Origin of the sequence: Algoriphagus formosus, assembly GCF_002807035.1 — a bacterium.
Taxonomy (GTDB): Bacteria; Bacteroidota; Bacteroidia; order Cytophagales; family Cyclobacteriaceae; genus Algoriphagus; species Algoriphagus formosus.
The window spans coordinates 180514-207119 of sequence record NZ_NIUC01000003.1; the positions used below are offsets into that span (position 1 = coordinate 180514).

The 26606-nt window shown below is 40.3% G+C and carries 22 protein-coding genes; all 22 read left to right on the forward strand.

The features are described from left to right. Positions 1-168 precede the first annotated feature (168 nt). The 22 genes from CDH51_RS16210 to CDH51_RS16315 all read left to right on the forward strand — a co-directional run bounded on the left by CDH51_RS16210 (position 169) and on the right by CDH51_RS16315 (position 26591). Positions 169-639, forward strand: a complete 471-nt coding sequence (locus tag CDH51_RS16210; RefSeq protein ID WP_026944780.1) for a hypothetical protein — start codon at positions 169-171, stop codon at positions 637-639. A 22-nt stretch (positions 640-661) separates the two neighbouring features. Further along, positions 662-1240 carry a hypothetical protein gene (locus CDH51_RS16215; protein WP_024283149.1) on the forward strand — a complete coding sequence of 193 codons (579 nt, stop codon included), beginning with the start codon at positions 662-664 and terminating at the stop codon, positions 1238-1240. After that, positions 1237-2076 carry a hypothetical protein gene (locus tag CDH51_RS16220; protein WP_100629600.1) on the forward strand — a complete coding sequence of 280 codons (840 nt, stop codon included), beginning with the start codon at positions 1237-1239 and terminating at the stop codon, positions 2074-2076. The genes CDH51_RS16215 and CDH51_RS16220 overlap by 4 nt, the downstream gene beginning before the upstream one ends. Further along, positions 2063-4510, forward strand: coding sequence for a leucine-rich repeat domain-containing protein (locus tag CDH51_RS16225; protein ID WP_100629601.1), 2448 nt, complete (start codon positions 2063-2065; stop codon positions 4508-4510). Before CDH51_RS16220 ends, CDH51_RS16225 begins: the two co-directional genes overlap by 14 nt. A 566-nt stretch (positions 4511-5076) precedes the next feature. Beyond that, positions 5077-6048 (forward strand): glycosyltransferase family 2 protein, encoded by a 972-nt coding sequence (locus CDH51_RS16230; RefSeq protein ID WP_100629602.1) that lies wholly within the window; start codon positions 5077-5079, stop codon positions 6046-6048. Continuing rightward, positions 6020-6805, forward strand: coding sequence for an acyltransferase (locus CDH51_RS16235; protein ID WP_100629603.1), 786 nt, complete (start codon positions 6020-6022; stop codon positions 6803-6805). The genes CDH51_RS16230 and CDH51_RS16235 overlap by 29 nt, the downstream gene beginning before the upstream one ends. A gap of 196 nt (positions 6806-7001) precedes the next feature. Then, positions 7002-8174, forward strand: a complete 1173-nt coding sequence (rffA, locus tag CDH51_RS16240) for a dTDP-4-amino-4,6-dideoxygalactose transaminase (protein WP_100629604.1) — start codon at positions 7002-7004, stop codon at positions 8172-8174. Between the two features lie 236 nt (positions 8175-8410). Then, entirely contained in the window at positions 8411-9886 is a 1476-nt protein-coding gene (locus tag CDH51_RS16245; protein ID WP_100629605.1) for a hypothetical protein, read from the forward strand. A gap of 386 nt (positions 9887-10272) precedes the next feature. Continuing rightward, complete coding sequence (locus CDH51_RS16250) at positions 10273-11430, forward strand: hypothetical protein (RefSeq protein ID WP_157807136.1); 1158 nt, start codon at positions 10273-10275, stop codon at positions 11428-11430. 1287 nt (positions 11431-12717) lie between these two features. Next, complete coding sequence (locus tag CDH51_RS16255; RefSeq protein ID WP_100629607.1) at positions 12718-13224, forward strand: winged helix-turn-helix domain-containing protein; 507 nt, start codon at positions 12718-12720, stop codon at positions 13222-13224. Between the two features lie 127 nt (positions 13225-13351). After that, positions 13352-14326 (forward strand): ATP-grasp fold amidoligase family protein, encoded by a 975-nt coding sequence (locus tag CDH51_RS16260; protein WP_100629608.1) that lies wholly within the window; start codon positions 13352-13354, stop codon positions 14324-14326. 1117 nt (positions 14327-15443) lie between these two features. After that, complete coding sequence (locus tag CDH51_RS16265; protein ID WP_100629609.1) at positions 15444-16163, forward strand: O-methyltransferase; 720 nt, start codon at positions 15444-15446, stop codon at positions 16161-16163. Positions 16164-16194: 31 nt separating this feature from the next. Further along, complete coding sequence (locus CDH51_RS16270; protein WP_100629610.1) at positions 16195-17061, forward strand: glycosyltransferase family 2 protein; 867 nt, start codon at positions 16195-16197, stop codon at positions 17059-17061. 61 nt (positions 17062-17122) lie between these two features. Continuing rightward, on the forward strand, positions 17123-18052 hold the full coding sequence (locus CDH51_RS16275) for an ATP-grasp fold amidoligase family protein (protein WP_157807137.1): 930 nt from the start codon (positions 17123-17125) through the stop codon (positions 18050-18052). Positions 18053-19494: 1442 nt separating this feature from the next. After that, entirely contained in the window at positions 19495-19881 is a 387-nt protein-coding gene (locus CDH51_RS16280) for a four helix bundle protein (protein ID WP_100629612.1), read from the forward strand. A 301-nt stretch (positions 19882-20182) separates the two neighbouring features. Then, positions 20183-21481, forward strand: a complete 1299-nt coding sequence (locus CDH51_RS16285) for a hypothetical protein (RefSeq protein WP_100629613.1) — start codon at positions 20183-20185, stop codon at positions 21479-21481. Between the two features lie 334 nt (positions 21482-21815). Beyond that, entirely contained in the window at positions 21816-22037 is a 222-nt protein-coding gene (locus tag CDH51_RS16290) for a hypothetical protein (protein ID WP_157807138.1), read from the forward strand. Beyond that, the gene (locus CDH51_RS16295; protein ID WP_100629615.1) at positions 22030-22770 is read left to right on the forward strand and encodes a hypothetical protein; all 741 of its coding nucleotides are present in this window, start codon (positions 22030-22032) and stop codon (positions 22768-22770) included. Before CDH51_RS16290 ends, CDH51_RS16295 begins: the two co-directional genes overlap by 8 nt. A gap of 292 nt (positions 22771-23062) precedes the next feature. Continuing rightward, on the forward strand, positions 23063-23674 hold the full coding sequence (locus CDH51_RS16300; RefSeq protein WP_100629616.1) for a PglD-related sugar-binding protein: 612 nt from the start codon (positions 23063-23065) through the stop codon (positions 23672-23674). Further along, on the forward strand, positions 23671-24486 hold the full coding sequence (locus tag CDH51_RS16305) for an ABC transporter permease (protein ID WP_100629617.1): 816 nt from the start codon (positions 23671-23673) through the stop codon (positions 24484-24486). The genes CDH51_RS16300 and CDH51_RS16305 overlap by 4 nt, the downstream gene beginning before the upstream one ends. A 247-nt stretch (positions 24487-24733) precedes the next feature. Then, entirely contained in the window at positions 24734-25114 is a 381-nt protein-coding gene (locus CDH51_RS16310) for an endonuclease domain-containing protein (protein WP_100629859.1), read from the forward strand. Between the two features lie 211 nt (positions 25115-25325). Further along, a complete protein-coding gene (locus CDH51_RS16315) occupies positions 25326-26591 on the forward strand; it encodes an ABC transporter ATP-binding protein (RefSeq protein WP_100629618.1) in 1266 nt (421 codons plus the stop codon). Positions 26592-26606: the final 15 nt, after the last annotated feature.

The window sequence follows — 26606 nt, forward strand, 5'->3', positions numbered from 1 at the left end:
TCAAGCTTTGGTTTGACATTAATTCAACCATTCATCCGAATTTTACAATAATTGACAAAGTATCAATTGGATTTGGCTCGCCCTTTGTCCTAATCTTCACTGATTTTATTTAATTTGGCAGAATCTTTAGAACCCCTCAAAAAGCAAACAACTAAATTTAATTCAAAAATGAGAGAAAAGTTAATCACCTTGACTTTCAAGCGAGCACTCCTCATCGTGGGAGTTTCTATCATCGCCCTTGGGGCTTGTAAGTCCAAAAAGAAAGCTGTTCAACCTGAGCCAGAACCAGCACCTGTTGAACGTGTTGAAGAGACTCCGCCACCACCTCCACCTGCTCCATCTGCAGAAGAGGTAGCAGTCGAGAAACTTGAATCTGCTTTTAATACCGTAGCAGGTTCTAGCAGTCCGTCTATGGCTAATCAATCTATTGAACAAACATTGGCCATGTTTTCTAACCAAGATACTCCTGTACTGATTGTCATCCATGAAGAAAATGGAATCAAAGATTATGATGAACCTACCACCATCAGAAAGTATCTCGAGTACCTGAAGGATACCAAAAAGAATCTGAACTTCATCAGCGATATCCGATTGGATGCCAATGGAAAAGTATCTGAACTTGAATTGAGAAGAAAATAATCACTGCTAGAACTCTAAAAAAATGAAAAATAATATCATCTTATTTCTAGGCTTGTTTTTAATCAGCACAGCGACAGTTTTTGCACAATCGGAGACTATCAGCCCGGCTAGAAAGCAAGCTATTGACTCACTTGCTCTAGAGAAAGTAAAGGATCTGAGTAAATACATCTCTATTATCGGAAGCAAGGAAACTCAGTTTTCTGAAGCCAACCGGGTAATGGACAGAGCCGAAGAGCTATTCGCACCGGGTGCTGAAATGGGCGTATCCAGTATCAATACCAGCGAAATCGCTTACTACAAAGTCAGAAGATATTTTGAGCGTCTGATGGCTCTCAATTATGACCGTGTAAATATCACTTGGTACGACATTCAGTACATTTCAGACCTTGAGCGTCAGCCTGATGGACGTTATGTAGGGGTAGTGACTATCTTCCAGCGATTCGAAGGTACATCTATCGAGACCGGAATGAACTACAAGGATACGACCAAGAAAGACATCACGATCTATGTAGAGAAAAAACAAACCCAAATCGCGGGTAGAACCATTGAATTTTGGGATGTCATGCTCGGCGATGTACGAGTGACTGAGACTTCCGCATGAGAATTACCCTGATTACCATTGCGATATTTATCGCAAGCCTTTCGATTGTAGCCGCCCAGGGCATTGGCTCTGGGGGCACAATCAAAGATGACGGTCGATTTGCAGCCTCGACCAAACAACTCAACCAATTTTTCAGAAGATTCAATGCCGAAGAATCTCCCGACGGCAATACCCGCTTTTATACTGGAGACTCTCTTTTTCAAAATAAAGAGCTACGACGCCAGTTTATTCAGCGACTCTTTGATAATGAAACCAGCGGGATCAGTGCTGATCTGAAAAACCAATTTATCAATCAAGTCCTTTCAGACAATTACCCTCAATACCTCAAATTCCACCTAGGGGACTGGTTTTCTGAGGTGAAAGCTCAATTTATGTTTCAGGGAAAAAGGGAGACTGCAACCCTAATCCTGAAAATTCAACCCCAAGGTCTTGGTTACGAATGGGTAATTGATGCTGTGGATTTTGGACCTTTCCGCAATCTCTTCGATAAGCCTGTCGGTGATGAGAAGGATTTTCTTCATCCACTTTCCCATGAATTGGGTTTTATGAATCTGCGCAGAGCTTTTCAAGATTCAGAGCTACCCGAAGCCTTTACCGAAAGCTCATTCTCGCCGGATTATTTGACGATTTTTCTTTATGAAATGAAAAAAGGAAACCTGAAATTTGAAACAGTGAGTAATGTTAAATTTCACTTTTTTCAAATAGATGGCTGGTATTTTGAAGTAGCACAGTTCAATAGACCCGGTTTTAATACAGGCTGGCTGATTTCCAGTTTAGTCAAACTCAATACCGGGGACAAAGAAACATTGCAAAAGTATATTTATGGTTCGAATTAGATTTCTTCTACTTTTCTTTTTGATAATCACTTGCTTACCGATCTATGGGCAAGACATAGAAGGGTACAGTAAGGAGGAAATCACCGAGTTTTCCGGAAAAGTGGAGGATCAAATCCGCTTTTTGGAATATTTGCTCAATACCATTGGCTCCTCTGAGACCTCCACACGAGATAAGGATGTTATAATTCGGGAGAGCTACTTGAAAATATTTAGGGACGGAACTGTACAGGTAGAAGATGACTTGGTTCTTGACCGGAAAGTAGTTACCAACAAAGATGTTACCGCCTACCTGAAGGATATCGAGTTTTTTTTTCAGGATGTCAACTTCAAGTTTAAAGTAAGGGAGGTAAAGCCCGGTCAGAAAGAAAATGGGGAGGTGTTTTTCGTAGTCTCCATGGATAGAACTATTGAGGCGACCGCCAAAGACGGGAACAAAATTACAGATACCAAACCTCGGTTTGTCGAGGTAAATCTTGAAGAAAACTCCCAAGAGCTTAAAATCGCCAGCATTTACACTACCAAGCTGAGTCGTGATGAAGAACTTTTGGAGTGGTGGGAGATTTTGGATCCTCACTGGAAAGGCTATTTCCTGGATAGATTTACACTTTCCGCTACTGATTCGATCAGTCTAGACGAGTTGTATAAATTCGTTTCAGTAGACTCTTTGGATATCTCAGGTACTGATTCATTACTTGATTTGACTCCGCTTGAGGCGCTTCGCGAACTCAAGTTTATCGATCTTAGTGATACCCGAATCGTGGACTTGGGACCAATCTCCAATGTTACATTTTTGGAGTATTTGGATGTTTCTAATACTCCTGCATCAGATATTCAATTCATCAAGTATTCCGAGCGTCTGAAACAACTTGATATTTCTGAAACCCAAATAGCGGAAATTGATCCCTTGCTCAATCTGAAATCACTTGAAAGACTGAAAATGCACCGCACGCCTGTGCTGAGTTTTCAAGTGTTAAATGAATTTCAAAACCTTCAATACTTGGACCTGACCGAAAGTGGGTTTAACAATTCAGAAAATATTAAAGATCTGAAGCGTCTGAAGGAGCTCAATTTGAGTAAGAATTACCTGATCAATTTTTCTAGCTTAAGTGAATTGGACTCTTTGAAGAATATTGATCTTTCAGAAACAAATATTATTGATTTGAGCCCTCTAAGAGGTCTTGATTTGCTGGAAACCATCAATATCACCAATACGGAAGTTGCAGATATTTCTGGCTTGAACGCCAAGTCCAATCTTCGTAAAGTTCTTGCGGATGAGACCAAACTCTCGGTTATCGCTGCAGATAATTTTATCCGGGCAAATCCAGACGTTCTCTTGATTCACCATGTTCGGGATCTCGAAAGTTGGTGGACAGCTCTTTCGGAGCCTTGGAAAAATGTGCTTCGAAAAGCTAATCCTCAAATCCGGGGAGAAAACCCCGATGTAGAACTACTGACTTCCACCATTGGTCTAGAATCCTTGGACCTTGCTGGGATGGAAGTGAAAACACTGAATCCTATCACTCGTTTCGTGAAGCTTCGAAAAATTGATTTCTCAGACAATCCCATATCGGACTTGTTGCCGCTGTCTGAAGTAAAGACTCTCAAGGAAGTAAAAGCCAAAAATACAGGTGTACAAGATTTGGCTCCTTTGACAAATTTGGACTCCTTGGTACGACTTAATTTTTCGGGAAGTCCTATTGAAAGTATTCTACCAATTCAAAGCCTTGGAAATCTTAGTTACCTGAATGTGAATCAGGCTAACTTCTTGGAGGAGGAAGTCCCACAATTACTTCAGATTAAACCCAATTTGACCTTGGTTTACAGAAGTGAGGAATTGGCAAATTGGTGGGAAACCCTGCCTGAGACTTGGAGTGAACAACTCAGAAGGCAATTCAGCCTTCCGGAAAACCCAAGTACAGAACAACTTCATAACCTGACAGCATTGTCTGCCTTAAGTTTTGAGCGAGTTTCCTTTAGCAACCTATTTCCTTTGAAGGCATTTGTGAATTTGAGGGAGCTTTCCATTTTTGACGCTCCACTGACAGATATAAGTCCTGTTGCTGAGCTGAAATTGATGACAAAGCTTCGGCTTTCTCAGGTGCCTGTTACAGATTTCACCCCTGTTTCCTCACTATTTCAGTTGACAAATTTGGATATCTCCAATACTGGTATCGAGGATCTGACATCTCTATCAAATCTTTCTGAACTTAGGGTATTGAATCTATCCGGGACTAACTTGAGAGTGCTTAAAGGTTTGGAACCATTACTTCGTTTGGAAGAACTCGATGTAGCAAGCACCAATCTTCGTTCACTGCGTCCAATTGAAGATTTGCCAAACCTTATCAAATTATCCTGCTTCAATACCAGACTAAGTAGTAGAACAGTGGACCGATTTAGAGAGTCAAACCCAAATTGTGAGGTTAGATACTACTAAAAAAACAAACCCCTTTTCACGAAGGGGTTTGTTTTTGTCTCTGATTTAATGAGAGTTAAGGGGTAAAAAAGTGTTGAAAAAAATCCCTTATAATTTTCTATAAACAATGATGAGAAAAGCTGCTTAATCACCCTGATTCAAAGGTAAAAATCAAAACCGGAAAAAAAATACCATAAAGTGGGTAATTTTTGGAATGAGAGAAGGGTAGTTTTCCACAAAATTGTATAAAACAAAGTTTATATATAATAAATGTTATTTTTTTAATCTTGATTGGGTAGGCGATCAATAGTTCCGAGAACCAAGTACCAAGCCTGCCTACCGAAGGTAGGAACCCAAAACGTTCCTCCCAATTCTTAATTCCTCATTCATAATTCTCGAATCCCTAACCCTCTAACTCTTAACCTATTAATTCGACAATTCATCAGTTCCTCAAATTTAAAATTAAGGTCTAAGCCAATTCCTAATTACTCATTCAACATTCTTAATTCATTTCCCCTCCCAAAAACTCAAATAGATTTCCTAGGCCCAATCAGGAATAGCCATATTTCTTTATTTTTGATCTTCCCATGGCAAATCAAGATTCCTATAATTTTCCAGTTAATATTTCGGTGGTGGTCCCTGTTTATAGAGGAGGGAATACCTTGGAAGAATTGATTCAAAGGATTTTGGTGGCTTTAAATGTCGAAAATCTCCAACCAGAAATCATTCTTGTGGACGATGGCTGCCCTGAGGGATCTTGGGAAGTGATCGAGATGCTTTCAGGAAAATACCCGGAAGTTTTAGGGATCAAGCTATCTCGTAATTTTGGTCAGCATTATGCCATCACAGCAGGTTTGGACCACGCCAAAGGGGAGTGGGTTGTAGTGATGGACTGTGACTTACAGGATAGACCTGAGGATATTCCAAACCTTTACCAAGAGGCACAAAAAGGATATGATGTGGTCTTGGCGAAAAGGATAAACCGTAAAGATGGAATCTCGAATGTCTGGACCTCCAGAATATTTTTCTATTTCTTATCCTATCTTTCTGGTAAAGCGTTTGATCCAGCCATTGGCAATTTCGGAATATATCATTTCAAGGTAGCAGAATCATTTCGCAGAATGCGAGAGCCTGTACGAGTATTCTCTGTCATGATAAGCTGGATGGGCTTCAAGTCATCTACCATTGAAGTGGAGCATCAGCATAGGCTTGTAGGCAAAAGCAATTACTCTTTCCGAAAAAGGGCTAACCTAGCTTTAGATATCATTTTAGCCTATTCTGATAAACCTATTCGATTGATGGTTAAAGTAGGACTATTGGTATCTATCCTAAGCTTTCTTTTTTCCTGTATAACATTGATTCGGTATTTCATGGGATCGATCACAGTCTCAGGCTATACCAGTTTAATCCTATCTATTTCATTTTTCTCTGGGATTTTAATGATGATGATAGGTGTCGTAGGATTGTACGTTGGGAAGATCTTTGAAGGAGTAAAAGGAAGACCCCTGTATTTAATTGACCGAATGACTCATGGAGAATATACAGGCGAATCAAATTGAATTAGGTCAGGGAGTTTTTATTCATCCTACCGCAATTATTAGAGGTATAGATGGCCCTGCAGATCGTATTCGAATAGGGGATCAGGTTTACATTGGTGCTGGAGTTCAAATTATTTGCAATGATTTTCAAATTGGGGATTATGGCAAAATCCATCATCAGGTGACTATTCATGGCTATCAATCCTGCTCAATCGGTCACAATGCCTGGATAGGTCAGTTTTCCATTATTGACTGCATAGGTGGAGCGACCATCGGCGATAATTGTGGTATTGGGGCTCATTCTCAATTATGGTCTCATATCAAGTTTGGTGACACGCTTGAAGGTTGCCAGTTCAATTCCCAAAAACCCTTAAATATTGGGAAGGATGTATGGTTTGTCGGGCATTGCATTGTAGGACCTATTGAAGCTGCCGATAAGTCAATGGCCTTAGCAGGTTCAGTCATTACCCATGATATGGAGTATAATCAAATCTATGCCGGTAGCCCTGCCAAATCAATTTCTTCCAAACTCGGAAATCAATTTGTGGAGGTAAGTACAAAAGAGAAAATGGAAAAAATGAGGCAGTACTTATCCGAGTCAGGAGTTGACCAAGAAAAGATTATCCTGGTAAATCATAAGGATGAGATAAATTGGGAATCTTCAGATAAAAGCTACTTCGTGATCTCACAAAGAAAATATACCAAAAGACAAAGTGTGGATGAGGTGAATTTTATGAAGTACCTACTTCCTGAAAAAGCGAAATTCACTCCTATTTAAACCAATATTTATTTCAAAATAAGATTATCCGATTTTCTACCAGTATAAAAAAATACTCAGTAAATAAGCCTTGAGGTTTAGATTCCGGATGCTTCGATCTTCATTCTTCCGGCTTCCAGCCAGATTGACAAGGAAAATTAGGGTAAGGGGAAGATTCTGTAAATTCATATTTCATTAAATCAATAACCGGGAACGAATGATCCCTTTCAATAAACCTTACTTGACCGGTGCTGAGCATGATTACCTTTCAAAGGCAGTAGCCTTGGGTAAACTCTCAGGGAATGGCCACTTCACGCAGCTTTGTCAGTCTTTTTTTGAAGAGCAGTACGGTTTTGGGAAATGCTTTCTCACAACTTCCTGTACAGATGCCTTGGAAATGGCTGCTTTACTCCTTGATATTCAGCCAGGTGATGAAGTGATAGTACCCTCTTTCACCTTTGTTTCCACAGCTAATGCCTTTGCACTTCGAGGGGCAAAAATCCGTTTTGTGGATAGCAAAGCAGATTTTCCTGGGATAGATGAAGCTAAAGTAGAAGAGCTGATCAGTGAAAAGACAAAAGCAATTGTAGCCGTTCATTATGCGGGAGTTGCATGCGAGATGGATGCCTTGCAGGAATTGGCAGACAAACATAATCTGACCTTAATTGAAGATGCAGCGCAGGCAGTAGACTCATTTTATCAAGGAAAAGCTTTAGGAAGCTTTGGTAAATTGGCAGCTTTAAGCTTTCATGAAACCAAAAATGTCCATTGTGGGGAAGGAGGGATGCTTGTTGTCAATGATCCTCAACTCATAAAGCGTGCAGAAGTGATTTGGGAGAAGGGTACAGACCGAGCAGCTTTATTTCGCGGTGAAATCGATAAATACGGTTGGAAGGATTTGGGCAGCAGCTTTTTACTTTCAGAATTGCAGGCTGCATTTCTTTTTGCCCAATTAGAAAACTTGGCTGGGATTCAATCCAGAAGAAAAGCCATTTGGGAGGACTATTCAGCTTGGTTTTCCGGGAAAAAGGATCAAATACAAGTCTTGCCTTTATCTTTTTTGCAGCTCTTGGAAGAATGCTTGAAAGGTTTGGGAGAGGTGGGTTTTCAATCACAGCCTGGGAATTACCACCTGTTTTACCTGCTTTTTGAAAATCCGGATTATCGTCAGGCATATATTCAACGATTAAAAAAGAAAGGCATTTTAGCCGTTTTCCATTACCAGAGCCTACACAAAAGTGAGTATATCAAAAATCATCAACTCGAAGAATTTGATCGTTCTTTACCAAATTCAGATCACTTTTCTAACTGCCTGCTCCGATTACCCCTCTTTTTTGAATTACCCGAGCTACTTTCAAAAAATCAAGTCTTTAGTACCAGAGTAGAATAGCAAGAAACAAGCTTGCCTACAGAGGGTAGGAACCAAGAACTGAGAAAAAAGAACTTAGAACTCATAACCTCAAACACTTTACGCTTAACTTTTAACCCTTAACACTTAACGCTCTAATTTTCGACGATTCCTCAATTCGACAGAAGTCCAAACCCCGAACCCCGAACATTTAACATTTAACCCTTAACTTTCACTTCAACAATTCCCCGATTCTTCAATTCGACAAAGAAGCCCAAATGCCCAAATTCCTGGTCATAGCTGCAATTATATGTATCGCCATGGTTATCCTAGGGATCAATCGCGGATTTGATGTCTCAGATGAGGGTTTGTATGTTTTGCTCGCCCATCCTCTTCAGGAAAATCAAGGAGGAATTTTTAATTACGATCTGTTTTTTAAGCTTTTTCACCAAATCACCGGGATTCACTTTGGAATAGTAGGTTTGAGGATTCTCCGACTTTTCATTTATTGCTTAGGAGCATTGGCCTTGGCTGTTTTTTACAGAAACCTAAAGGGGGAAAAGCGGCTATCCCTTGAAGTTTATCTGATTTCTCTTTTAGGATTAATGGCCGGATATGGCTTCCTCCCAGCAAGTTTATCCTACAATCATCTTTCCGTTGTACTAGCTGCCGGCTGTTTAGCATTGCTTTCGACTGGAACACCAAAATTGACTCAAAATCTAAGCTTGGGTCTCCTCCTTGGAATCTTGGTCTATGTAAAAGTGACAACAGCATTGTTATTGGGACTAATATCGCTTGGCTTGATGCTTTATGAAAAAAGGCTCAATTGGAAGGTGCTCTTTGCTTTGCTCATTCCCTTTATTCTTTTGGAGGGGGTGTTTTATTTGACTCTTAGCGAAAATGCCATTATTCGACTAAGCGATGGACTATCCATACAAACCGGGCGGGAAGATTACCATTGGTGGACCTTAGTCAAGCATACCGGAGTGGGAGCTTTCTGGTCTTTGCTGCTCTTTGTGATTTCTTTTTTATCGTTTCGCTTGATCAAAAAGAAATTTTTTCAAGCCTTACTTATTATCTCAGCATTTCACCTGACTTTTTTCATCACGCATATTACTGATGAATGGAACCACTTTTTCCTACTATTGGGAGTAGTAGTATGGGCATGGTTTTTTGCAAAATCCGATTTTTCCCGATTTTCTGCTAAGGAAAAAGTCTGGATCCTTCTCCTCTTGGTTTTGCCTTTTGTTCTTCATTTTGGAAGTAATGTATACTGGCTGAGAATAGGGATTCATTACTTGGTTTTTTGGATCATTGCATGGTTAATTCTTGCAGAGAAAGCACGATTAAAATCTTTCAAATGGGTAAATATTGGTATCTCTTTTTCAGCCTTGCTTTTGGTATTCAATGGGCTTTGGTGGCATTCTTTTGAACAGAATGAGCTTTGGAAGAATACCGAGAAATGGGAATACCTTCCAGGGAAAACCATCCATTTGTCTTCCCATCAGGTTTCTACTTTGCAAAAGCTGAAAACCCAAATAGGAGAGGAGAAGGAGCTTCTTGCAGCCTACCGCAATTCAGGTATTCCTTTTCTTCTCGGAAAAACCCTCCCCCAAAGCCCCGGGTATTGGGATAAGGAGCAATTGAAAGGTTTTTTTCCAAAAGGGTATAGCAAAGATGTCTTATTTTCCCCCATCGATTCCTTGCCCCAAAACTTTACTCAAGAGCCCATTCTGATCACCGATTTCAGATGAAAGACTACTTAGAAACACCTCAAACCTTTCTTTTTTGGGCTGGTGGACTCCTCTTGGCCTTGGGGATTATCTGGTTTCTGCCTTGGCGCTTTCAGACCAATGACGATGTAATGATGATGTGGCTGGTTTCTGGAGCCTATACGGGTGTACCCGAACCTTATGCAGTATTTATTCATCCTTGGCTCAGTTGGTCTTTTTCGAAGATATACGGCCTTTTTCCTGAGACCAACTGGTATGGTTTGACTTGGTTTGCAGTCAACTTCCTTTCCGCTTTTCTCCTTCTTAAAAAAGTATGGATTTCTGCTTTTTCAAAAATCCAGAAGCACTTTTGGAGTCTTTTTATTTGTCTGATTTCTTTTCATTTCGCCTTCTTTCCTCAGTTCACCTTGATCGCTGGTTTAGCGGCGCTCGCTGGATTACTGACAGTATTAGATACTAAATCAAAAGGCTTCAATACCCTAGGATATGTGGTCTTGTTTATGGCATTCTCTATTCGGTTTGAAGCAGCTGTTTTGGTAGGCCTAGGATGGACTTGGTTCATTTTGGTGTTCCAAAGACAAAAGGTTCTTAGTCTTTTTAAACCAGTAATTTTTACCTTTTCTGTAGCCGCATTCCTTTTTGTAGGGAAATGGGGATATGAAAAGCTCTGGGTAGATCAAGAGTATTTAGATTTTAATAAGGCAAGGTCTGGAGTACACGATCATCCTGTTTTTTTTCATGAAATGCAGGACGACTTGATTCCACAAGGTTCAGACTGGTTTTATTTTGGTAGATGGATTTATGAAGAGCTTCCAATTTCTACAGGCGACCTAATTGAAAAAGAAAGACAACTAAATCAAAAATTATATTCGGGGAAAGCTATTATTGATGGGTTTAGAAGGATTTTTCAGATCCAATCCACGGAGCTTTTCAAGTCTCTGCTGATAGTATTTCTCTTAACTAGTTTTCTTATTTCGAAATTAACTCTGCAAAGGAAGGTTATTTTTATAGCTGTTTGGATTTCATTTTTTTTGGTTTTCAACCATTTTAATATGCTTTATGGGAGAGTGAATATCCTTTTCTTTTTAATTCTAATTTTCCCTTGCTTTGATGCTGAGAGACTAAATATTTCAAACCTATTGTTGAAAATTTCCTTTGCAGCTTTAGTCGGGTTGTTTTCCTTGCATATTTTAAATTTTCATAACGAGATGAAACGGCGAGAAAAAATAAATGAAAACCTAACTAAGATTTTTAAAGAACATCAAATAACTAGCCCTATTTATTTTGAAGACATAATGGAATATCATTTCACAGATCATTACAGTCAAAATAGACCAGTTCCTTTTATTAGTTCTGTTTGGATTTCACGAAGTCCTATGCAAGAAAAAGCTTATGAATTAAGGGGTTTTGCGAGACAAAGTGAACTGAAAGAGTTTTACCTCTTGTCTTTTCAGTCACCTGAACCTTTGATTTTTCCAGACTATATGAATCGTATTTCTCCGGGATTCCAACTCCAATCTAAACAGGTAAGCGCAAACCTTATTTTACTTCACTACAAAAAATGATAGAATTATCAAGAAGGGGGATAAAGAGATTAAATCCTCGAATATATATCCCATAACCTTCGAACAATTCCTAATTCCTCATTCAACATTCCCAACTCTGGAAACCCCGAACTGTCACATCGAGCGGAGTCGAGATGCCAAAACGTACAACGTTCAAGGTTCTATGTTCAGCGTTCTACGTTCAAATAACTCTGGAAAACGGCTTAACGCTTAACACTAAATCCTTAACTTCTCAGTTCGTCAATTCATCGATTCATCAATTAGACAATCAACCCAAACCCAAAACCTTCCCCCAATTCCTAATTCCTCATTCAACATTCTCAACTCTCAGAACCCCAACTCTCAATTCCAAAAGATAGCTTCGTCGCTTCCTGCGAATCGTAGAAGATAAAAATCCTCTTAGCTCCTCGCTATGACGTACCTAACCTCCAAACTCCCCAACTCCCTTACTCCCATACTTCCCAACTCCCCATCATCGGTCATCCGACATCGGACCAACTTTCCAGCTTTAAACACCCTCCCCACTAATTCCTCATTCAACATTCCCAACTCTGGGAACCCCGAACTGTCACATCGAGCGGAGTCGAGATGCCAAAACGTACAACGTTCAAGGTTCTATGTTCAGCGTTCTACGTTCGAACAATTCATAATTCCCAATTCAACATTCTAAATTCTAAGAACCCCAACTCTCAATTCCAAAAGATAGCTTCGTCGCTTCCTGCGAATCGTAAAAGATCAAAATCCGCTTAGCTCCTCGCTATGACGTACCCAACCTCCAAACTCCCCAACTCCCTTACTCCCATACTTCCCAACTCCCTATCATCGGTCATCCGACATCCGACATTGGACCAACTTTCCAGCTTTAAATACCCTATCCCTCCTAATTCCTAATTCAACATTCCCAACTCTGCGAACCCCGAACTATCACATTGAGCGGAGTCGAGATGCCAAAACGTGCAACGTTCAAGGTTCTATGTTCAGCGTTCTACGTTCACATAAATCTGGAAAACGGCTTAACGCTTAACATTTAACCCTTAACTTCTCAGTTCGTCAATTCATCGATTCATCAATTCGACAATCAACCCAAACCCAAAACCTTCCCCCCAACTCCTAATTCCAAATTCCTAATTCCTAATTCTTCATTCAACATTGCTCACTCCTCATTCCTAATTCTCATTTCCCCAACTCCAAAAAACATTTGCCAAAAACCCTAAAACCACTTAATTTAACCGAGTAAAAATTTTACTCAACATTCTTCATTCTCAATTTTTCATTCCTCATTAATCCGTGCTCGACTCCCTCGTCACATCCAAGACCCGAATCAAGCTTCTGTTGAAGTTTTTTTCTCATGCCAATTCAGGTTACCTGCGTTCTCTTGCCAAGGAATTTGATGAATCCACCAATTCCGTGCGGGTAGAGCTCAATCGCCTGGCAGATGCAGGACTCTTGGTGGCTGAAGATGAGGGCAAGACCAAAATGTACAAAGCCAATGAAGGGCATCCCTTCTTTCAGGAAATCAAAAATATGGTATCCAAATTCCTGGGTTTGGATGACTTGATGGAGCGAATCGTCAAGCGAATGGGGGAGGTGGAAAAGGCCTACATCATTGGGGATTATGCACAGGGAATTGACTCAGGGACGGTTCAGATGATACTTATAGGAAAGAATTTGGATCGAGACTATCTGGATTTCATCCGGGAAAAAACCTACGAAAAAGTTAGCCGAAAAGTAGAAGTAGAAATTCTCGAGTCTGACCCAGGAGATATTCAAGGCATCTTAATCTTCGGAAAATAACACCTAAAATTTCACCTACCTAAACTGGAATTGAACCGAAATTTCCAATTGGGATATTTCTCAATCTCAGTTCTTCAAACCCTTACTATTAAGGCATAATCCTTAATTTTGCGACAAATTAACATTCATGAATATCAGGGAAGTTTTCAGAAAAGGGTATCCTCAGAATTTAAAGGATAGATTACTTTTTAGTTTAGAAAAAGCTAGAGATTTCCCTAAAATCCATAGGATTTTCGAGAGAATGGTGGGCTATCCCTTGGATTTGAAAAATCCAATCACGCATAATCAGCGAATATTTTTTAAGAAAATATATGATAGGAATCCGCTCCTAGTTATTACCTCAGATAAGGTGAAGGTGAGAGATTATATCAAAGAAAAGTTGGGAAAAGAGGCTGCCGAAGAACTTCTGATTCCTACCTACTTTGTGTCCAAAACCGGGGATGATATACCCATGGATTCTTGGAATCATGATTTTTTTATGAAAGCCAATCATGCTTCGGGTTTTAATAAATATGTATCTACTACTGATGATCCAAAAGGAATCAAGGACTTGGCCAAATCATGGCTGGCTCAGAGCTATGGGCAACATTACCTGGAATGGGCTTACAGAGATATTCCCCGCAGGGTCATTTGTGAGCAGGTATTGGTTGATGAAAGAGGTAAAATCCCCATGGATATCAAATTTTATTGTTTCCACGGGAAAGTGAAAATGATTATGTTTTTAGATGATCGATTTGGCGATCAGGGGCGTATTTTTACTGATGAAAATCTCAATGAAATTCCAGGTTCCCAAATGATGGGGAGTAAGAAGCTTTGGCCCGTACCCAAACTTCCTACCTTCCAAAAAATGAAAGAGATTAGCGAAAAGCTGTCTGAAGACTTTAGCTACTGCCGGATAGATTTGTATTCTATTGGTACCCAAGTATTTTTTGGAGAAATTACGCATTATACCGGTTCGGGATTAGAGAAGTTTGATGAGTATGACACAGATTTTACTTTTGGAGAGTTTTGGAAGCCAGAAAACAAGGATTTGAATTTTTTCGAGCTTTATGAAAAAATAAAAATTTCCCCCAATTCCTCATTAATAATTCCTCATTCCTAATTCTCGAAACCCCAAACATCCAAACTCCCCAACTCCCATACTTCCCAACTCCCCATCATCGGTCATCCGTCATCCGACATCGGACCAACTTTCCAGCTTTAAACACCCTATCCCTCCTAATTCCTCATTCAACATTCTCAACTCCATGAACCCCGAACTGTCATATCGAGCGGAGTCGAGATGCCAAAACGTGCAACGTTCAAGGTTCTATGTTTAGCGTTCTACGTTCACATAACTCTGAAAACACCTTAACGCTTAACCTTTTACCCTTAACTTCTCAGTTCGTTAATTCATCGATTCTTCAATTCGACAATCAACCCAAAACTCAAAACATTCCCCCCAACTCCTAATTCCCAATTCCTAATTCATAATTCTCGGAACCCCAAATCTCAATTCCAAAAGATAGCTTCGTCGCTTCCTGCGAATCGTAGAAGATCAATATCCGCTTAGCTCCTCGCTATGACGTACCCTACCTCCAAACTCCCCAACTCCCTTACTCCCATACTTCCCAACTCCCCATCATCGGTCATCCGACATCCGACATTGGACCAACTTTCCAGCTTTAACCCCCCTCCAATTCCTAATTCCTCATTCTCAACTCTATGAACCCCGAACTGTCACATCGAGCGGAGTCGAGATGCCAAAACGTGTATATTTCAACGTTCTATGTTCAGCGTTCTACGTTCACATAAATCTCGAAAACGGCTTAACGCTTAACATTTAACCCTTAACTTCTCAGTTCGTCAATTCATCGATTCATCAATTTGACAATCAACCCAAAACCTTCCCCCCAATTCCTAATTCCTCATTCAACATTCTCAACTCTATGAACCCCGAACTGTCACATCGAGCGGAGTCGAGATGCCAAAACGTGCATAGTTCAAGGTTCTATGTTCAGCGTTCTACGTTCACATAACTCTGAAAATGCCTTAACGCTTAACACTTAATCCTTGACTTCTCAGTTCGTCAATTCATCGATTCATCAATTCGACAATCAACCCAAAACCCAAAACCTTCCCCCCAATTCCTAATTCTCCTAACCTCCCCCTCCCAATTCCTCCCTTTTTATTTTATATTTAGGCTCTAGCTTAATTACCTATACATAACATCACCCTTTATGAGTACCAGTAACAGGTATGTCAAACCATCCCATCGGATCCTTGCGCGCTTTTTGGATGAGCTTTGGAAATACATCAAGCAAGGAAAGCCCATCTCAGAAGCCATTAAAGGATATTCAGCTTACTATGATTACAATCGCGTACGGGTATTTCCCTACGAACGCCAACTCCCATGGATCAATCATTTTGCCTGTGAACGCCTCCGCGAATTGATCAAACCAGGGATGAATATTTTGGAATTCGGACTGGGCGGTAGTACGCTGTTTTTTAGAAATTTAGGAGCCTCAGTTTATTCCATAGAACATGATGATGAATGGTTTCAAACCGTAAAAAAGGAGCTGGAAAATGATAAAATGGTTTCGCTTCATCTGTATAAGCCAGAAATCGATCAACCGGAAATTGAGGATAAATACCGAAGTGTGCATGGATTATTTTCGGAAGGGATGTCTTGGAAAGCCTATGCTCATGCGGCTGATCATCTCCCGGATGAAGCCTTTGATTTGATCCTCATCGATGGACGTGCAAGACCCGAATGCCTTCGCAATTCGATTTCAAAACTCAAGCCGGGAGGGATGCTGGTTTTTGACAATTCTGAGCGCGAATCCTACCAACAAGCCATGGATGAATTGATGGCCAATTGGCGCTGCGAAAAATATCAGGGCGTACAGATTTGTGATCCATTTTTCTCCGAAACAAGAATTTATTTCAAACCTGCCTAATCTTTCAGATTGCATAGCTAATTTGCCCTTCATGGCTGAAAAACTAGTTTCTATTCTCATCCCCAACTTCAATAAGGAAGCATACATTCCACACACTTTTCAAAGCATCTGCGAGCAGACTTATAGTAATTGGGAATGTATAGTCGTGGATGACCATAGTACTGATGCTTCCTTGGATTTGCTCCATGACTTTGCTGAAAAAGACCCCAGAATAAAAGTAGTCCGAAGACCTGAACACCTACCAAAGGGAGGGAATTCCTGTAGAAATCATGCTTTTTCGCTTGCTTCGGGTGAGTTTATTCAATGGTTTGATTCGGATGACCTGATGCTGCCGCATTGTCTGCAGGAGAAGGTCGACTTTCTCGAATCCCACCCTGAATTTGCCTTCGTGGCTTCTAAAGCTGAAATCAAATATGAGAAGGACTACAAGGGCAAAAGGACCTTTCATCAAAATATCCAATCCGAACAAGCTATTGAAGACTACTTGAGATTTCGAATTCTCTTTATTACCGGTGGGCCACTTTTTAGAAGGGAAGTCTTCGAAAAAACCGGGCTCTTCTCTTTAGGATTGAAAAAACATCAGGAATGGGAACTCTTCTTTCGAGTCATACTCAATTATCCTACTTGGGGTATTATCAATGAGCCCACCTATGTCTACCTGATTCATGGGAATAGCATTTCAGGGCAAAGTGCCAATAAACGCGAAAAACTCGTAAATGCTGAGGTTGCAGCGATCCAAACAGCCCTAAACCCGACCACTAATCCCTTTATTTCCAAAATTCCCCCATCGGTTTACCGGAAAACTTCCCTTCGCTACCTCAAATTTTCCCTCATTCACAAAAGAATGCAGGATGCTGGCTGGTTTTTTACTCAATACCTAAGACAACTAAATAGGTAGAATGACTTACTTCTAAAAATCAATATTTCAGCATTCATTACTAAACACGAATCCCCAGCAATTGAACTTAAAAGCAAAACTGAATAGCACCTACGATCGGCTCTATGACCTCCGGGAGCGAATCTTGGGCTATCCAAAACTGCATGAGATCTTCAAAAGGCACAATGGATTTGACCTTAACCTTCATGATCCCTGGACCTACAATGAATGGGTGGTTCATAAAATTTTATTTGCCCGAGACCCACTTCTTATTCAGACTACAGATAAGTTTGCAGTGAGAGATTATGTTCGCCAGAAACTGGGCACCAAAGAGGCAGAGGAAATTCTGATTCCCATCTATCATGTCAGCAAGATTGCTAGAGACTTTCCCGAGGAACTTTGGCAAAAAGAATTTTTCATGAAAGCCAACCATGGATCCGGCACCAATAAATTGGTCATGCCTGGTGCTGATCCTCATAAGACGCTCCAACTTGCCAAGGCTTGGCTCAATTCAAGCTATGGACAAAGACGTCATGAATGGGCCTATCGCGATATTCCGAGAAAGATTATTTGCGAAAAAGTGATCCGAAACGAAGAGGGAGATATTCCCATGGATATCAAATTCTATTGCTTTTATGGAAAGGTCAAATTCATTCTCTTTTTCAATGGGCGCTTTGGAAAACCATCCCGTGCATTTACCGATCCAGACCTCCAACTTATCCATGGGGTGCAGTCAGGCATACCTGATTTGGAAGACATTCCTTCCTATTCTACCCATGATAAAATGATTGAAATTGCCGAGACTTTGTCCAAGCCCTTTGTGCATGCGAGAGCAGACTTTTATTCAGTAGGAGGGAAAATTTACTTTGGGGAATTGACCCAATACTCAGGTGGAGGAATTGAGCATTTCGAGTCTTACGAAATCAATCTGGCCCTAGGACTTTTATGGCGACCCGAATACAAGAATAAAAGCGTTTGGGATTGCATTCAAGAAGCATCAACCAAGTACTAGGTATCAAGTAGCTAGTATCAAGACATAAGTGGTAAAAGGGAGAACCAAGAAATCAGAAACAAGAACCAAGACCATTAACCTCTAACAATACCTCGGATTAACCCTTAACAATTAACGCTTAACATTTAACCCCCATACTTCCAAACTCCAAACTGTCACATCGAGCGGAGTCGAGATGCCAAAAGGTACAACGTTCAAGGTTCTATGTTCAGCGTTCTACGTTCACATAACTCTTGAAAACGCCTTAACGCTTAACATTTAACCCTTAACTTCTCCATTCGACAATTCATCAGTTCATCAATTCGACTTGGAACAAGGAACCACGAACTTCGAACTTCACATTAACCTTTAACGCTTTACGCTTAACATTTAACTCTTAACTTCTCCATTCATCAATTCATCGGTTCATCAATTCGACTTGGAACAAGGAACCACGAACTTCGAACTTCACATTAACCTTTAACGCTTAACGCTTAACGCTTAACATTTAACCCCCATACCCCCATACTTCCAAACTCCAAACTGTCACATCGAGCGGAGTCGAGAAGCCAAAAGGTACAACGTTCAAGGTTCTATGTTCAGCGTTCTACGTTCACATAACTCTGGAAAACGCCTTAACGCTTAACAATTAACCTTTAACTTCTCAGTTCGACAATTCATCAGTTCATCAATTCGACTTGGAACAAGGAACCACGAACTTCGAACTTCACATTAACCCTTAACGCTTAACGCTTAACATTTAACCATTAACTTCTCAGTTCATCAATTCGACAATAGCCCCAAAATCCCATTCTTTCAAAAAATAAATTTGCAATTCCAAAAGCACCGAGTAAATTTATTACTCAGTCGCCATTGTGAGGAGGTCAACTAGGCCGACGAAGCGATCTTAAGAAAGGAACATCATTGCGATCTCGAAAAACGGGAAAAATGAAGAGTTATGAATTGATAAATGATGAATTTGTGTCAGTTAGATTTAAGATCTATATCTGAACTCCTAATTCTTCACTCCTAATTCAACATTCCTAATTCCTAGCTCCTCGATGGGAGTGAAAGGGCGAAGCTGTGCGGAAGGGAATTTAGAATTATGAATTGACTAATGAAGAATTAAAGTATCAGCATTATTTTCTGTTGGGACTCTAATTCCTCATTCAACATTCATCACTCTTAATTCCTCATTCCTCATTTCTAGCTCCTCAATGTGAGTGAAAGGGCGAAGCTGTAATTAATGAAGAATTATGAATTGACTAATGAAGAATTAAAGTATCAGCATTATTTTCTGTTGGGACTCTAATTCCTAATTGCTAATTCAACATTCATAACTCTCAATTCCTCATTCCTCATTTCTAGCTCCTCAATGTGAGTGAAAGGGCGAAGCTGTAATCGTTCCACGTTCTAGGTTAAGAGTTCAGCGTTAGTCAAACCCAAAACTTACAACGCGCCACATGAAAGTTCAACGTTTTGAAGATTTGGAAATTTGGAAAGAAGCGAGAGAAATAGCTTTGACAATTAAAGAGCTAACTCGAAAAAGTGAGTTTTCAAAAGATTACAAATTCGTTGCTCAAATTACAAGTGCCTCTGGATCTACTATGGACAACATTGCAGAAGGATTTGATAGAGATGGAAATAAAGAGTTCTTTCAATTTTTATCAATTGCCAAGGGCTCAAACTCTGAAACTAGATCACAAGCCTATAGGGCCTATGATTTTAAGTATATTGACGAAGAGGAATTAAATAAAATACTTCTTTTAACAGAGAAACTTAAAGCTAAAATCAATTCTTTGATGATCTATTTAAAAAATTCAGACCGAAAAGGAAATAAATACTCATAAACGTTCCATGTTCATGGTTCTTCGTTCAGCGTTCTCCAACCCAAAACTCAAAACGTACAACGTAGAACCCAAAACGTACAACCCAGAACCCAGAACCTCTCACATCTCATCATTCCTAACTCAACATTCCTAACTCCTCATTCTACATTCCTAACTCATAATTCCTAACCCTCTGCGACCACTTTTCCTCATATCCCTTCTAGCTCTCGTCGTCTTTTTCCAGATTAATGGGGAAAAAATACCCGTCAATGAAGGGGCGATTGACGATGGAGTTTTTTACCGTACGGTAGGACAGACCTTTGTGGAGAGCATCGAGGAGCAAGGATATAATCTAGTCCAACTCACCCGTATTCTTCCATTTGCCCTGCTCAATCTTTCTTTTTCAGCCTTACACATCGTCAAGGATAATGATGGAATGCGAAATGGCATGATTCTATGGCAACTTGTCTATCTGGCTATTTCGGTTTATTGGTATTTCCGGATTTGTAAGAAGATTCGGGCCAAAACTCCCCTCATGACCCTGGGATTTATTTTGCTCTTTTTCAATTTCACATGGCTCAAGGAATTTTGGTATCATCCCTTCAGCCCTGATGGGGCTGCTTTTGCACTCGGAATGGGGCAGGCCAATTACTTCCTCCGCTACGAAAAATTCAAATTGGGTATGGTTTCCCTCCTTGGAGCCTTTGTATCACCCTTACTTGTGATCTCGGGTATGCTAATGCTATTTCTTCCGGGAGACAAACTCGTTCCCTATGTTGGGGAACGACCCAAATCCACTTTCCCTCTTTTATTCGCAGTAGGCTTACCCATTTTGCTGGCCATAGCCGGATGGGGACTCTGGGGCTGGGGTGAGCGTGATATATGGGCCCAAATTGCCCATGTGATCTCTCTATTAGCCATGGCACCCCTTAGTATCTGGATTGCTCAGCGAAATACCATCGATTGGGAGCAATCTCTAGCCTTACTGAAAAAGCGGGCTCGGCCCAACCGACTCAATAAGGGGATTATGGTTCTGATGGGAATCCTGCTGGTTTTAGTACTGCTTTCCGGGAAAAACGAAGCCTTGGGACTTACGCAAATGCTGCAAGATATTGGAAGGGGGAGTTTCCGTTTTCCTTTAGATTTCTTGCTTGGCTTAGTTCTCCAATGGGGATTGGTTTTACTCTTCACGGCCATGTACCTGCATCGCTTTACGGAGCAACTCGGACGTCAAGGCTGGGCGGCAGTGGCTACCATCTGGGTAGGAATGGCTATCCTTCCTTTCTTCACGGCTAGCACCTTGGCAGCATGGGTTCCACTTTGGGCGATTATCTTGCTTAAAGGACTCAAGCGCTATCGATGGCATACTAAGGACCTGATCCTAATAGGATGCTATGGCTTGCTCTTATCGCTTGCCTGGCTTCAGGTGAATTCCCCCGAACTCATCGAATGGCTTGCCCAACCGGCAAGAAGCACTAATCTTCAGATTCAAAAGTGGGCGGTTCATCTTCCCGAATACCGCAGCTTTTGGGCCTATCTAATCGGAGTAGTCTTACTCTTGGGAGTAACAGGCCTACTTTACCTGAGAAAAGGAAGGTATCAAAGGATGATGACAACATAAAGGTTAGAGGTTCCACGTTCAGCGTTCAATGTTCTAAGTTCGAGCCCATTCCTAATTCCTCATTCAACATTCATAATTCAGGCAATTCCGAACATTTAACTCTTAACGTTTAACTCTTAACTTCTCAATTCGTTAATTAATCAGTTCCCCAGTTCTTCAATTCCACAATTCATCAGTTCGAAAATAATTTGAGATTTAAGCTTTACCCTTAAGATCAGAGATTCCACGGCTTGGTATCAAACTCCGAAAGTAAAAAAAGAAACAAGGATATATTCAATGAGGTTCTTTACAAAGAACAGATTGATTTTAAATTAAAAAATATTACTTTATGCCTATGAATACTAAAGAACTTAATGCCGAAAACCTTATAAAAGCGCAACAACGAGCAAACAAATCTTCACAAAAGATGATCCGTGTATTAGGTTTGGATGATTTGGTAGTTAGAAATAATAAGTTGATTAAGATTAGTCCTGATGGTTCTGAAGAAGTCGTTAGAGACTCAAAATTTAAATCGGTTAAAATCAATAGAGGGAGTTTTCAAATAAAAAGTGAGTAAGCTTCCAAAATTCAGGCTTTTTGCAGGTCCAAATGGTAGTGGTAAAACTACTCTTATCAGCACAATTGGTAAGGATTTTAACCTTGGAGTCTTTATCAATGCAGATATTTTGGAATATGAACTTTCAAAGAAAGGGTTTTTGGACTTAGAAGAAATTTTAGGAAAGCCTTTACCAAAGCAGTCTGATTGGAATGAATTTTTTGAGGTATATAGTAAAAAGGATCCTAGGTCCAAACATTTTGACAAGGCGATATTAAAAGTAGAAGAGGGGATTTTGGTATGGGATGGTGAGATAAATAGTTACTTGGCGTCAATAATTGCAGCTTTTTTTAGATACTGCCTCCTGAAACACAAAAAGTCATTTTCTTTTGAGACGGTGATGTCTCACCCTTCCAAATTGGATTTTATCTCGGAGGCTAAGGCTTTGGGGTATAAGTGTTACCTGTATTTTATTTGTACAGACGATCCTTCGATCAATATTCTTAGGGTAAAAAACCGCACCGAAATGGGTGGTCATGACGTTCCAAGTTCTTTGATTGAAAGTAGATACTATCGTTCATTAGAATTATTAAATGAAGCCTTTTTGCTTGCAGATAGGGCATTTATTATTGATAGTTCAAATAGGAATAGAAATTTGATCCTTGAAAAAAATGACAGAAAAGTACTGATTAAACAGGATATAATTCCAGGTTGGGTTGATCAGTACCTTATCAAAAAGCTTGAGCTTGATTAAAGCCTGCTTTCCATCATCAAAAAGGATTAACATTAAACGTACAACCCAAAACCCACATTGTTCGACGTTCGACCAATTCCTAATTCCTAATTCAACATTCTATGAATTTAAGGCTTAAACTTCAATTCGTCAATTCATCAGTTCATCAATTCAACAACTACCGACCAATTCCTAATTCCTCATTCAACATTCATAATTCCTAGAACCTCGAACCCAAAACGTAGAACGTACAACCCAAAACCTTCAACTCATCAGTTCATCAATTCGACAATTAATCAACTAATCACCAAAGATGCTAATCGCCGGAGCCGGAGGACATGCCATAGAACTTTTAGATATCCTAATTTCTGAGGAAATGACAGCAGATCTGGCCTTTTACGATGACCTGACAGGCATCACTTCCCTCCATGGTTTTCCCGTGCTCAAAAATGAGGAAATGGCTAAAGAGTACCTCAGCAAGACCCCAGACTTTATATTAGGGACGGGTAATCCCCAAGTCAGGATAATGTTTTATCAAAAGTTTAGGGCTTGGGGTGGTACACATCGGTCGATCAAAGGAAGGGGAATAGCTTTCAGCAATTTCTCCAATAGCAATGAAGCGGACATTTTCAACCTCTGCTTTATCGGGGCAAATACCCATATCGGAACAGGAACCCTGATCAATACCGGAGCTCAAATCCACCATGATGTACGGGTAGGAGACTTCTCAGAGATCAATCCGGGAGCGGTACTGCTAGGTGCGTCACAGGTCGGAGATAAATGCAGCATAGGAGCCAATGCCACCATTCTACCAAAAGTAAAAATAGGAAATCAGGTCATCGTCGGTGCGGGTTCGGTGGTAACTCAGGATGTACCGGATGGAGTAAAAGTGATTGGGGTACCAGGGAGGATTTTAGATCTATGAGTAAAACAATAATACAGCCCTCAGCAGGCTGGAAAGTAGTAGATTTTCAGGAACTATGGAGGTATAAAGACTTGCTCTATTTCCTCACAGTCCGTGGAATCAAAGCCCGCTATGCTCAATCAATTTTGGGAGTTGGTTGGGCTATAATTCAGCCCCTCTTTACCACCTTGGTATTTACAGTGGTATTCGGTGGCTTAGCAAAAGTGGATTCCGATGGGATGCCCTATATCCTGTTTTCTTACTTAGCACTATGGCCTTGGAACTACTTCTCAGGTACGCTTTCCGAATCAGCCAATAGCCTAGTGGCTAATGCAGGGATGATCACCAAAGTTTATTTTCCTCGCTTGATACTTCCACTGGCTGCGATCTTTTCCAAGCTCTTGGATTTTATTATTTCCTTCGCTGTTCTCTTGTTCTTGCTGATTTACTTTCAAGTGCTTCCAGGATGGCAAGTGGTTTTTCTTCCACTGTTATTAATTCAGTTATTGGCCTGTTCGCTTGGAATTGGAATGATTCTATCTGCCATGGCTGTGCAATACAGGGATGTGAAGTATGCACTAGGATTTATTGTCCAACTCCTTCTCTATGGAGCTCCAGTCGTCTACAGTACGACAGCTGTTCCTGAACAATATCAATTCCTCTATTCGCTGAATCCTATGGTGGGAGTCATAGAAGGCATTCGAGCTATGTTTTTGAGTCGCCCAATGCCTTGGGAATGGATTTGGCCAGGGGCTATTGTGGCAGTAGTGCTTTTTGTTTTTGGCTTGTTTTACTTCCGCCGAATGGAACGAGTATTTGCAGACGTTGCGTAAACCTGACCCATGAGGCGGTCCCGATTAGATAAAAAAACAAAGAGAAATCGGGAAGAAAAATGGAGAAAATATTTGCCGATGTCGCATAACTACCTCCCCCGACCCCTCCTAAAGGAGGGGAGACCGTCCCAAAATAGAAAGAAAGTAATTGATGGAGATTGGCAACTATAATACGGAAGATTCCATCCCCCCTTTAGAGCCTGTCCCGAACTTGATTCGGGAGGAGACTGAGGGGACTGAGGGTAAAATGCATCACAAGGCTTCACCTGAAATTTTCCGAAGGGCAAAAGAGCTGAGAGAACAAATGACTCCAGCCGAACAAATTCTTTGGGAAAAATTAAGAGCAAATCGACTCAACGGACTTCACTTTAGAAGACAGCATCCAGTTTCAAAATACATAGTAGATTTTTTCTGTCACGAATATCTATTGGCTCTCGAAATTGATGGAGGAATACATCAAAGCGAAGATCAAAGAATTAGAGATAACGGTAGAGAAGAGGATCTTCAGCAACTAGACTTAAACATCCTTCGCTTTTCAAACGATGAGGTTCTAAACGAAATTCAAACTGTTTTAAATAGAATTCTAAGTGAGATTGAAAGAATTAGAAAAGGTAAAGATTATAGATAAACCAACATTGTGAATTCAATACTTAATTTTAATACGAATCAAAACTCCCCTTTAGGCCTGCGCACCGAGGCGTGGGGCAGGGGGGTACCCCTCCCGAGCTCCCCTGAAGGGGAGGAGTGTTTACCGAAGACCAATTATTAAATATATTCAAATTGAATACTAAAATAAATTCTGGAACGATAAAGTCCCCCTTTAGGGGGATTTAGGGGGTATGTCAGACACCATTATTAAAGTAGAAAATCTCTCCAAACGCTACAGAATCGGCCTGCAAGAAAAGAAAGCCGATACCTTTGCTCAACAGCTTTGGAATAATCTTAAAGCTCCGGTAAAGAATTTTCAACGGATCAAAAGTCTTGGAAAATTCGATGAAGAGGAGGAATCGGTTCACTGGGCATTAAAAGACGTGAGCTTTGAAGTCAAGCAAGGAGAAGTCTTGGGCATTATCGGAAAGAATGGGGCAGGTAAATCCACGCTGCTAAAGATTCTCTCCAAAATCACCGAACCCACTTCGGGCCGTATCGAAATGAATGGCCGGGTAGCTGCACTTTTGGAAGTAGGAACAGGTTTCCACCCTGAACTTACTGGCCGGGAAAACATCTACATGAACGGGACCATTCTCGGAATGACGAAAAAGGAAATCGACCGAAAACTGGATGAGATCATTGATTTCTCAGGGGTGGAAAAATATGTCGATACGCCTGTAAAGTTCTATTCCTCCGGGATGCGCGTCCGTTTGGGTTTTTCTGTTGCAGCACACTTGGAACCTGAGATTTTGATTATCGATGAAGTATTGGCTGTGGGGGATTTTGAGTTTCAGAAAAAGTGTTTGGGGAAGATGAAAGATGTATCTGTAAGTGGAAGAACGGTTTTGTTTGTAAGTCATAATTTGGAGGCAGTAAAAAATCTTTGTGATAGAGTATTGTTAATAGAAAATGGAATTATAGTTAAAAATGATCGAACTACTAGCGTGATTGATTTTTATTTACAAAAGTCAATTAGTTCAAATCGAAAGATTGAATGGGATTTTAAAAGTGCACCTGGAGATGATATGGCTAAATTTAAATCTGTTGAATTAATTGGGTCAAATTCAGGTGAAAAAAATTATATAGATAGAGAAGAAGATTTTGAAATCTCTATATGGTTTTGGATTTTAGAATTTAATCAAGAAATTAATTTAAGTCTTCGGTTTTTTACTGGAACCGGCGAGTGCCTAATGAATCTACATTCTCAATTACCGGGAGTTAAATTGGATAAAGGTCTTCATAATGCTAAATGTTTAATTCCGGGGAAATTGTTGAATGATGGATTATTTTCAATTTCGGTAATGATAGTTAAAGATAGCTCAAAAGTGCTTTGTCATGTAAAAGATGTGTTAAGTTTTGAGGTTGTGGAAACAAGAATGCGAGAAATGAATTGGTTAGGAAAAATACCTGGGTTTATAAGGCCTGAAATTAATTTTTCTATTAATTCAAAGTGATGTATAATTCGCCAA